The sequence below is a fragment of the Phycisphaerales bacterium genome (assembly GCA_020852515.1).
Classification (GTDB): domain Bacteria; phylum Planctomycetota; class Phycisphaerae; order Phycisphaerales; family UBA5793; genus UBA5793.
Genome location: JADZAS010000036.1, coordinates 58203 through 66388, shown reverse-complemented (window position 1 = coordinate 66388; position 8186 = coordinate 58203). Strand labels below are relative to the sequence as shown.

Below are 8186 nucleotides of genomic sequence, written 5' to 3'. Positions count from 1 at the left end.
TGTTCGCGCCTTGGCGCGGGCCGTGGAATGGCGGCGGCGCTGCAGCGGCGTACCTGGCACGACGGTCGTTCCGATCCGGCATGGGGTTGCCCTGGCGGCATCAGGGGCGCGATCGGGATGAGCGCGACGAGAATGTCGAGGCGCTCGGGCGTCTGGAGCGGCACGGGCTTCTGACGCGTCGGGTCGAAAAGACGAAGGTCCTGGGAGTGCGGTTGCTCGAAGCCGGAATCGAACGAGCCTGCTCGTTGGGCGGTGCCCCGTGCTGGCTCGCGGGCCGCGAGGTGTGTCAGCGGCTCGTCTTGCTTGATGACGAGAGTGCGACGATGACGCACCTCGGCACGCGGTGGGTAGCCGAGTGGGCGATGGCGGGCACGCCGCCGTCCTGGGCCGCGTGCGGCAACGACGAGGCCGGGCGCGCGAATCGCCGCCTGCTGTCGGGACTTGAGGAGCGGGCGATCCCCGCGCTGGTTCGCGGCTGGCTCGTCAGCGGGGCCGACCTGTACGGCCGGGTCTGGTATTCGCTGATGGAGAGTGGGCGCGCGGTACTGGCGGACCCGCCGCCGGAGATAAGCGGCATCGATGCCGACGACGATTGCGCGCTGGCGTGGCGCGAGGGAGCGCACGCGATGCAGGTCCGGCTTGCCGCGGCCCCGCGTTCGGAGCGCGAGATCGGCTTGCTGCCGTTGCCGGCCCACGGCGGGCCGATCGTGGGCCCTTCGGCCGTGGGCTCAGGGTCTGACGACGACGACGTTGGGCCACGGGGCGATGTGCCCACGCCGGGCGGCCGGAACTACGCCGCTTCGGCACATCTCGCGACAGGGGCGAACGTGGGCGGCGACATGGCGGCCAACGGGGCGGCGGAATCGCGCCAGGGCCGCCCGGCTACCAGAACAAGGAGAACGGACTCATGAATGCGTTCAAGGTCGAATTGCGGCCGCTGGCCGAGATCAAGCCGTACGAGAAGAACCCGCGGCTCAATGACGACGCCGTAGACGCTGTGGCCAACAGCATCACGACATTCGGCTGGCGGCAACCGATCGTCGTCGATGGCGACGGCGTGATCATCTGCGGCCACACGCGGTGGAAAGCGGCCCAGAAACTCGGGCTCGAGAAGGTGCCGGTCCATGTCGCGACCGATCTCTCGCCCGAGCAGGTGCGCGCGTACCGCATAGCCGATAACAAGAGCGGCGAACTCGCCGAATGGAACATGGAGTTGCTGCCGATCGAGATGGCCGAACTCCAGAGCGCCGGTTTCGATTGGGCGGCGCTGGGCTTCAGCGCGGACGACCTGGCGAAGTTGCTCGACCCTGGCGTGCGCGACGGGCTGACCGATCCCGATGCGATCCCCGAGCCGCCCGACGATCCGATGACGAAGCCCGGGGATCTGTGGGTGCTCGGCGATCACCGGTTGCTCTGCGGCGACAGCGCGAGCGCGGCGGATGTCGATCGACTGCTCGGTGGCCAGCCGATTCATCTCGTGAACACAGACCCGCCGTACAACGTGAAGGTGGAGCCGCGATCGAACAACGCGATCGCGGCCGGCAACTCGTCATTCACGGCCTCGAAGAAGAAGCGCACCCATCATCAGAGTTTCGATGTTGCGCGGCAGGGCGAGAAGCGCCGAACTACGCGCAAGATGCGGGCCAAGGATCGGCCGCTTGAGAATGACTTCGTCTCTGACGAAGCCTTTGAGGAGATGCTCGATGCGTGGTTCGGCAACATGGCGCGCGTGCTCATCCCCGGCGGAGGTTTCTATTGCTGGGGCGGTTATGCGAACCTCGGCAACTATCCGGGGCCGCTCAAACGCGCCGGGTTGTACTTCAGCCAGGCGATCATCTGGGACAAGCAGCACCCGGTTCTGACGCGAAAAGACTACATGGGCGCGTTCGAGGTGTGTTTCTACGGTTGGAAATTGGGGGCGGCACACCGCTACTTCGGCCCCAACAACGTGCCCGACCTGTGGCACATCAAGAAGATCCCGCCGAACCAAATGGAGCATTTGACGGCCAAGCCTGCTGAACTCGCCGTGCGCGCGATGCAGTACTCGTCAAAGGCCGGTGAGAATGTTCTCGACCTCTTCGGCGGATCGGGCTCGACTCTGATCGCCGCCGAGCAGACGCAGCGGCGCGCGTTCCTGATGGAAATCGATCCGGCCTACGCAGATTTGATCTGCGACAGGTATCAGCGCTTCACCGGAAATCCGGCTGTACTCGAACGCACCGGAAAGTCACCCATTCCGATGAAACCACGCGAGGAGAAGATGCGGTGAGAGTGATCGTGCAAATGCTCGAATCACTTGGCCGCGACGCCTGGAAGTGGCCCGCCGCATTCGGTGCAGACGCGCGAGGTGCCGCGCGGGTAGCCGCATGCGGGGCATTGAGATCGTTCGGTGCGCCACCGATTCCGAAGGGCGATCCTCACGGCTGTGATCATCCACGTCAGCATGGCGAAGAACACCGTGTTCGAAGCGAGGCCGGGCCAGTATGGCCGGAGTGGCAGGAACTGGCCGGCATCGGGCAACGGCATCTTGTCTTCCAGTTGGATTACCCACTGAACCTCGTCCACCGACTTCAGGTCATCGATGAGCAGAACCCGCCCCGTCATGCTCAATCGCGGCCATCCGCTGGCGATCGCAAACGACCAACCGATCGGAAACACATCATCGGTTCGCCACCAAACGTCGCCACGATACTGCTTAACCGAATCCGGATCTTGGTAGAGCAACGATCCGGATCGCTCGAACCCGCTCACGGTCATGTGTCCGAATCGCCTGTTGATCCACAGCACCCGACGTTCTTCGCGGGGATCGTGCACGTATCGGCCGGTCGCCGGGCCATGCAGCAGTGCGCATCCCCACGCCACCGCAACATTCACGATCGCGCCGAGCAGCAAGAAGATGGCGATGCGAAGTGCCCACCGGAGCATGATGTTCATTGTACTGATGGTTGCAGGCTAGAGCATTCCCGCAGACACAGCCGCGGCGGCGGGCGCTGCGGCTGTGAATGGGTGAGGCCGGTTGGCGGGCTACTCGCTTGGGTCCACCTCCCCCGGCCCCTTTTCGCGCAGTGCGTGATACTCGATCATCGCGTCGAGCCAGGTGTCGTCGGTGGCGGCGACATGCTTGCGCTCGCGGCCGGGCACGATGCACGATCGTTCCTTGAGGAACGCGACGGCCGTGGCGACCTGCGACCACGGCGGCATCTTCGACTCGTCGCCGTCGCCCACCTTGGTGCGAATCTCCTCGAGCGTGAAGGCGGCGCTGCCCATCAGGTCGATGGCGTGAGCGACGTCTTCGTAGACCGCCCGGGAACACGAATGTTCGTAGGGCTGGCCGCGCTTCGGTACGACGCGACGCAGCAGCGCGCCGCTGGCCGCGTCCACGGCGAAGGACTCGCCGGGTCCGCCGGCGGGCTTTTCCGTCGCCGCGTTGACGGCGTCGGCGAGCGCCTCCCATTCCTCGGCGGTGACCATCTGGTCCTCGCGCGCTTCGAGCAGACGCTGGGCCGCGAGCAGAACCTGGCGCAGCGTGGTCGTCTCATGACTGCTCGTCATGATCATCACCTCCTTCCGCGGGCCGCCGATTCGGCGGGATGTAGAAGAAGCCGCAGCTGGCGCAGCGGACCTGGCCATCTTCATCGTTCTGCCAGATCAGTTCATCGACGCGCCGCTCGCCGCATTCCGGGCACGCGTCTTCCGGTTCGACCAGGTTGTCATCACGATCACAATTCATTTTCGTCCTTTCGCTGGTGTTCGTGGGCGGCCCATTCCGCCTCGCATCGCACACATGAGGGCATGAGCTGCGCGAAGATGCAAGGGGAATTGTCGAGGATTCGAGCAGCTTTCGCAGATTGTGGGGAAGCGGCCGCGACGTGTGGGCGGGGCGCCAGGCATGTGCCAGGCAACGCCGAACTTGGCGCCGTGTTGGCCGACATCGGTCCTTTCTCAAAGCGCCAGCCGGTGGATGACATCGTCGAGGCGTTCATCCTCCGGCTTGGCAAGGGCGATGAGGCGCGCGACAACCTCGGCGGTCAGCATGACCAGCGCCTCGGTGTCGTTGAGTTCGACGATCGGCCCCATGTCCTGCTCCGAATGCTCGGCGAGGATGTGGAGCGTGGACTTCTTGACGAGCACGACCATTCGCAGCATGGATCAGTCCTCCTTTCGCGATTCGCTCAGGTCGAAGATGGCGACGATGGCCAGCAGCCCGACGAGCAGCGCGGTGCGCTCGTCGAACCCGGCGAGGTCGCCGGCTGCGCAGGTACGGATCAGTGCGGCCTTGTCGCTCGCGGGCATTTCGGCCAGGGTGTCGCGCATCGTGGCGCGAGCCTGGTCGGCGTGTGCGAGAAGTCGTTGGACATGGCGGTCCATCGATCACGCTCCTTTCCGGGCCGTGAACCGGCCCTTGACGGCTTTGATGAACCGCGCATCCTTGCCCATGGCCTTGATCTCACGGATCATCGCGGCGTACAAGGTCGCGTGCGGCGTCGCGCCGTTGGTCTTCCAGCCCGCCGCGATGGCGCGCTCGGCGATGGTCTTGGCGTCGAGGGGCTCTTTCGCCCGCCCCAGGACCTGCGCTGCGGCGTCGAGGCCACTCAGGCCCTCGCGCTTCCTTCGCGGCTTGGCGTCGGCCTTGCCGCCGGTCGTCTTCTTCGTCGTCTCGCCGCGCGCCTTGGGCGCGCCGCGGTCGGGCGGCATGGTGATGCCGATCTGCGCCGGCGATTTGCCGGTGAGTTGCTTGATGCTCTGCTTGATGTGGAAGACGCCCGTCACCGTGCCGACGGCATCCTCCTCGCGGCAGCCGGTCTTCTCATCGACGGCCGAGGTCGCCGGCGCGCGGTAGAGCAGCGGCGTGCGGCCATCGACGCGGAAGAACAATTCGTACAACTTGCCGTTCTTCTTCCAGCACACGTGGTTGCGGCTGGTGGGCAGGCTCTCGACCTGCTTGGCGATCTCGGCGTACTGGTCCTTGTTGACCAGCGCGATGCGCGGCGGCGTGCGCCGGCCCTTGCGCTTCTCGGCGGACTGTGCGTCGGCCGGTGTCTTCGCGTCCGGCGTGCCCTGCTGCGCCGCGGCCTGCTCGGCCTTCTTCACCCAGCGCGATCTCTCCTTGCCCATGACGATCTCGGTCTTCATGACCAGGCCCTTGGCCGCGGCCTTGGCATCGCGCTCGGCGATGCGCTGCGCGTCCCGGTCAACAACGCGGCCCCCGGGCTTCATGCCGGAGGCCGGATTGGCGTCCTTGTTGTCGCTGCCCGCAGGCGGCGGCGTCGTGCTCGCTTTCGGCGGCGAGCCGACTTCGGCCCGCAATCGCTGGGCGCTCTTGATGCGAACCTTCTTCTTCGTCTCAAGGTTGGTCGCGTCCCAGCCGCCATTGCGATTCTCGGCGTCGATGCGCACCCTGGCGATCTTGCCGGACACCTTCGCGGTGTACGTGTTCCCGATCTGGACCTCGTTCTTCTTCATGGTGCTGCTCCTTTCGTTGATGCAGCGGTTGGTGGAAATGGCCCGCCGTCACGCGGCGGCGAGTTCTTCGATGACTGCAAAGTTCGGCGACACCGACCAGCGCGGCCGGCCCGCCCCGTCGGTCGCGATGATGCGGCTGTTCACGTTGCACGCGTCGGCGAAGGCGTCGAACATGCGCTGCGTCGCGCGGCGTGCGGCGGCGACGATGCCCTCGGCCGTGCCGTCGTGGCTGGCGACGAGGTGGCCCAGGACGACGCCGTCGCGGTCGCACGCCTCGCGGATGACCACGTTGGGCGCGCCGGCGCCGTTGCGGCGGGCGGTGCGATTTCTGTCAATCTTGATGGCGCTGGTCTTCATGATGCTCCTCTCTCACTTGCCGCTGGGCAGCGGCGTGATTTCGATCTTGCGGCCGCAGGCGGGGCACACGGCCTTGGTCGGCCGCGCCGACTGGCGTCCTGCCTCGTACGCCCGCTCGAGCGCTTCCTTCACGCACCACACCGCGGTGTCGTGGAAGTCGAGGCGGTCGCTGTTGCGGGTGGCCAAGGTCTCGAGGCCGAGGACCTCGCGGGCGATGGTGTTCAACTGGTTGTCGCGTGTGGTGCTCATGGTGCTCCTCTCGTTGTGGAATTGGGCCCGAGTCTCGGTTCACCGCGTCCGGCGCGGCACCAGCCCCGAGCCCGTCCATTCGTAGCCGTGGGTGTAGCCGAGCCACTGGATGGCGAGGTTGGTCATCTCCTCGGCGGTGAAGGTCATTTCGCGGTCACCCTCTCGGATGGTCACGAGCCCGCGCTCCTCTTCACTGGCGGGATCTCCGACGAGAACCTCGTGGACGCCGTGCGGATTGGTCTTGAAGATTGGTGTCATGGCGATTGCTTCCTTTCTGACGCCGGTGCGGCGCCGCGTGGTGGTGGTTCAGCAGCCGGCGACGCGCTCAATCTCGAGGCGCACCGCGTGGATTTCGGAGTTGGTGCAGCGCGGCCGGCCGTGGCGGTCGCTGCCGTAGATGGCCTTGGCCGTCGCCGTCGCGGCGACCCAGCGTTCGTCGTCGCCGCTGTGGCGCGAGAGTTCGAGGCAGGTCTCGCCGAACAGAATCTGCGCTCCGTAGTCGGCGTCGCGAATCTCGACATCGCCTCGCTCGCCCTTGATGGTGATTTGTCTGATGGTCATGGTGGTGGTCCTTTCCGGCGCGTCGATCGCGCCTCGTGGTCACTTCGTGAAGATGCCTTCGGGCAGGATGTGGAGGAGCAGCTTGGCGGTGTCGGCGGCGTGCTGCCGTTTCGCGGCGTCCTCGGCGATGCGCTGCGCGTCGGAGAGCAGCCATGCGGCGTCGCACCGAATGCCGCTGGCCGCGTGCTGCTCGCCTTCCTCGGCATGGCGCTTCGCATTTCCGAAGTCCCGCGCGAGGTACTTCGATTGCGTCTGGTACTCGTCAATGGCGAAGTACAAGGCCTTGAGCGTCTTCTCGTGCTCCGGCATCGCCGTGGCCATCTCGCTGATGCGGTTGAACAGGTCGTTGCTGGGCAGGGCGAGCAGTTCATCGAGGCTCATCGCCGTCGTGGTCTCGTTGGTGGTTCGCGTCGTCATGGTGTTGGCTCCTTTCGCCGTTGTTGGCGGGCGGCGTATTCCGCCTCGCGTTGCACACATGAGGGCATGAACAGCGCGCACATGCAAGGGGAATTGCCGAGGATTCGAGCAGGATTCGCAGATTGTGCACAACTGCCGATCAAGGTGGGGAACCTCGCCGCCCGCAGCGCGCCATGTGCTAGGCATCTGCTAGGAATCGCCGAACATCGCGCCGTGTTGGCCCATGCCGGCAGCGCGCAGCGGCCTGCCCAACACCTCGGCCCTGGCGCGCCGAACGCCACCAACGCCAACGTCGCCAACCACGGCCGCCGATGGCGCACCGCGCTGTTCACTCCAGAAAGGACTTCCCATGCCACGCATCACGCTGGCTCAACTCGCCCGGGCCCGCTTCGCCGACCTGCGAGCCAAGACCCGAAGCGTCATTCCACAACGCGCCTCACCGCATCGCGGCTACGACGCGCGCTGGCGCGCCGATGCAATCCGCCAGCCACAACGGGCCCATTCCGAACCCGGGCCGAGGAATCCGAGCGTGTACGGGGTTGGCACGGTCTGAACGAACTTGAACGTCACGGGGATCTCCCGGAACGCTGTGGGGTGGTGGAGCTAGATCTCCCGCAAGGGCGCCGATGGACACAGAGCGTCCTCAACGTTGCTCCGCGGCGATATCGATGATGTCGAAGGTGACGACTTTGCTCGCCCCGTCCAGCCGCGCATGGATGACGACGCGGTTGGTACGCCACGTTTCGGCGAGGCCCCGGGCGGTGAGTTCTCGCTGACACGCGGACCGAAGCTGGTCGGAAAGGGCATCGTTGAAGTACAGGAATAGCTCGCCGCCGGACCCGACCTGCCGGCCGAGGCTAGCTCGGAGGGGACCGGCGAGGAACTGGTCGACGAGGGGGAGCCCGACCTCCGAGATCCCGAGCAGACGGTTCTCGGTGGTCATCACGGTCCATCGGCCGTCGAGGCCATCGTTGGCCCCGTCCACGTTGAGCCGCCACCACACCGGTTGCTCCTCGCCAACCTTGGCGAGCACAAAGGCAGACCCCGCCCGCACCGCACTGCAGACGGTGGGAGCATCCAAGCCAGCGACACGGATGGGTGGCAGGGAGGGGAGGTCGGTTTCGCTGCGGCCGGCCAAG

General features: G+C 66.1%; 15 protein-coding genes. 3 read left to right on the top strand and 12 right to left on the bottom strand.

Annotation, left to right across the window (positions count from 1 at the left end):
- Nucleotides 1-80: 80 nt before the first annotated feature.
- Together IT430_20040 and IT430_20035 are read left to right on the top strand one after the other, a co-directional pair.
- Entirely contained in the window at nucleotides 81-911 is an 831-nt protein-coding gene (locus IT430_20040) for a hypothetical protein (protein ID MCC6910230.1), read from the top strand.
- Nucleotides 908-2269 (top strand): ParB N-terminal domain-containing protein, encoded by a 1362-nt coding sequence (locus tag IT430_20035; protein ID MCC6910229.1) that lies wholly within the window; start codon nucleotides 908-910, stop codon nucleotides 2267-2269. Before IT430_20040 ends, IT430_20035 begins: the two co-directional genes overlap by 4 nt.
- 23 nt (nucleotides 2270-2292) lie before the next feature.
- Here IT430_20035 and IT430_20030 read toward each other — a convergent pair whose 3' ends face one another.
- The 11 genes from IT430_20030 to IT430_19980 form a co-directional block, all read right to left on the bottom strand.
- Nucleotides 2293-2934 carry a hypothetical protein gene (locus tag IT430_20030; protein MCC6910228.1) on the bottom strand — a complete coding sequence of 214 codons (642 nt, stop codon included), beginning with the start codon at nucleotides 2932-2934 and terminating at the stop codon, nucleotides 2293-2295.
- Nucleotides 2935-3024: 90 nt separating this feature from the next.
- Nucleotides 3025-3552 carry a hypothetical protein gene (locus IT430_20025; GenBank protein MCC6910227.1) on the bottom strand — a complete coding sequence of 176 codons (528 nt, stop codon included), beginning with the start codon at nucleotides 3550-3552 and terminating at the stop codon, nucleotides 3025-3027.
- Nucleotides 3536-3730: a hypothetical protein gene (locus tag IT430_20020; GenBank protein ID MCC6910226.1), complete on the bottom strand. Its 195-nt coding sequence runs from the start codon at nucleotides 3728-3730 to the stop codon at nucleotides 3536-3538. Before IT430_20020 ends, IT430_20025 begins: the two co-directional genes overlap by 17 nt.
- 212 nt (nucleotides 3731-3942) lie before the next feature.
- Complete coding sequence (locus IT430_20015) at nucleotides 3943-4146, bottom strand: hypothetical protein (protein MCC6910225.1); 204 nt, start codon at nucleotides 4144-4146, stop codon at nucleotides 3943-3945.
- A gap of 3 nt (nucleotides 4147-4149) precedes the next feature.
- Nucleotides 4150-4368, bottom strand: coding sequence for a hypothetical protein (locus tag IT430_20010; GenBank protein ID MCC6910224.1), 219 nt, complete (start codon nucleotides 4366-4368; stop codon nucleotides 4150-4152).
- Between the two features lie 3 nt (nucleotides 4369-4371).
- Complete coding sequence (locus tag IT430_20005; protein ID MCC6910223.1) at nucleotides 4372-5463, bottom strand: winged helix-turn-helix domain-containing protein; 1092 nt, start codon at nucleotides 5461-5463, stop codon at nucleotides 4372-4374.
- A gap of 48 nt (nucleotides 5464-5511) precedes the next feature.
- The gene (locus tag IT430_20000; GenBank protein MCC6910222.1) at nucleotides 5512-5820 is read right to left on the bottom strand and encodes a hypothetical protein; all 309 of its coding nucleotides are present in this window, start codon (nucleotides 5818-5820) and stop codon (nucleotides 5512-5514) included.
- Between the two features lie 12 nt (nucleotides 5821-5832).
- Entirely contained in the window at nucleotides 5833-6069 is a 237-nt protein-coding gene (locus IT430_19995) for a hypothetical protein (protein ID MCC6910221.1), read from the bottom strand.
- A gap of 39 nt (nucleotides 6070-6108) precedes the next feature.
- The gene (locus IT430_19990; GenBank protein ID MCC6910220.1) at nucleotides 6109-6327 is read right to left on the bottom strand and encodes a hypothetical protein; all 219 of its coding nucleotides are present in this window, start codon (nucleotides 6325-6327) and stop codon (nucleotides 6109-6111) included.
- 48 nt (nucleotides 6328-6375) lie between these two features.
- Nucleotides 6376-6630 (bottom strand): hypothetical protein, encoded by a 255-nt coding sequence (locus IT430_19985; protein MCC6910219.1) that lies wholly within the window; start codon nucleotides 6628-6630, stop codon nucleotides 6376-6378.
- A 39-nt stretch (nucleotides 6631-6669) separates the two neighbouring features.
- Nucleotides 6670-7047, bottom strand: a complete 378-nt coding sequence (locus IT430_19980; GenBank protein ID MCC6910218.1) for a hypothetical protein — start codon at nucleotides 7045-7047, stop codon at nucleotides 6670-6672.
- Between the two features lie 349 nt (nucleotides 7048-7396).
- Here IT430_19980 and IT430_19975 point away from each other — a divergent pair, with 349 nt between their 5' ends.
- Nucleotides 7397-7600, top strand: coding sequence for a hypothetical protein (locus tag IT430_19975; protein ID MCC6910217.1), 204 nt, complete (start codon nucleotides 7397-7399; stop codon nucleotides 7598-7600).
- A gap of 90 nt (nucleotides 7601-7690) precedes the next feature.
- On the opposite strand, the gene IT430_19970 is transcribed toward IT430_19975, so the two are convergent.
- A complete protein-coding gene (locus IT430_19970; GenBank protein MCC6910216.1) occupies nucleotides 7691-8185 on the bottom strand; it encodes a hypothetical protein in 495 nt (164 codons plus the stop codon).
- Nucleotide 8186 lies beyond the last annotated feature (1 nt).

What these genes read in the sequence shown, in the direction of transcription:
- IT430_20040 (MCC6910230.1), top strand. Translation starts at nt 81, where the DNA reads ATGGGGTTGCCCTGGCGGCATCAGGGGCGCGATCGGGATGAGCGCGAC.
- IT430_20035 (MCC6910229.1), top strand. Translation starts at nt 908, where the DNA reads ATGAATGCGTTCAAGGTCGAATTGCGGCCGCTGGCCGAGATCAAGCCG.
- IT430_20030 (MCC6910228.1), bottom strand. Translation starts at nt 2,934, where the DNA reads ATGAACATCATGCTCCGGTGGGCACTTCGCATCGCCATCTTCTTGCTG.
- IT430_20025 (MCC6910227.1), bottom strand. Translation starts at nt 3,552, where the DNA reads ATGACGAGCAGTCATGAGACGACCACGCTGCGCCAGGTTCTGCTCGCG.
- IT430_20020 (MCC6910226.1), bottom strand. Translation starts at nt 3,730, where the DNA reads ATGAATTGTGATCGTGATGACAACCTGGTCGAACCGGAAGACGCGTGC.
- IT430_20015 (MCC6910225.1), bottom strand. Translation starts at nt 4,146, where the DNA reads ATGCTGCGAATGGTCGTGCTCGTCAAGAAGTCCACGCTCCACATCCTC.
- IT430_20010 (MCC6910224.1), bottom strand. Translation starts at nt 4,368, where the DNA reads ATGGACCGCCATGTCCAACGACTTCTCGCACACGCCGACCAGGCTCGC.
- IT430_20005 (MCC6910223.1), bottom strand. Translation starts at nt 5,463, where the DNA reads ATGAAGAAGAACGAGGTCCAGATCGGGAACACGTACACCGCGAAGGTG.
- IT430_20000 (MCC6910222.1), bottom strand. Translation starts at nt 5,820, where the DNA reads ATGAAGACCAGCGCCATCAAGATTGACAGAAATCGCACCGCCCGCCGC.
- IT430_19995 (MCC6910221.1), bottom strand. Translation starts at nt 6,069, where the DNA reads ATGAGCACCACACGCGACAACCAGTTGAACACCATCGCCCGCGAGGTC.
- IT430_19990 (MCC6910220.1), bottom strand. Translation starts at nt 6,327, where the DNA reads ATGACACCAATCTTCAAGACCAATCCGCACGGCGTCCACGAGGTTCTC.
- IT430_19985 (MCC6910219.1), bottom strand. Translation starts at nt 6,630, where the DNA reads ATGACCATCAGACAAATCACCATCAAGGGCGAGCGAGGCGATGTCGAG.
- IT430_19980 (MCC6910218.1), bottom strand. Translation starts at nt 7,047, where the DNA reads ATGACGACGCGAACCACCAACGAGACCACGACGGCGATGAGCCTCGAT.
- IT430_19975 (MCC6910217.1), top strand. Translation starts at nt 7,397, where the DNA reads ATGCCACGCATCACGCTGGCTCAACTCGCCCGGGCCCGCTTCGCCGAC.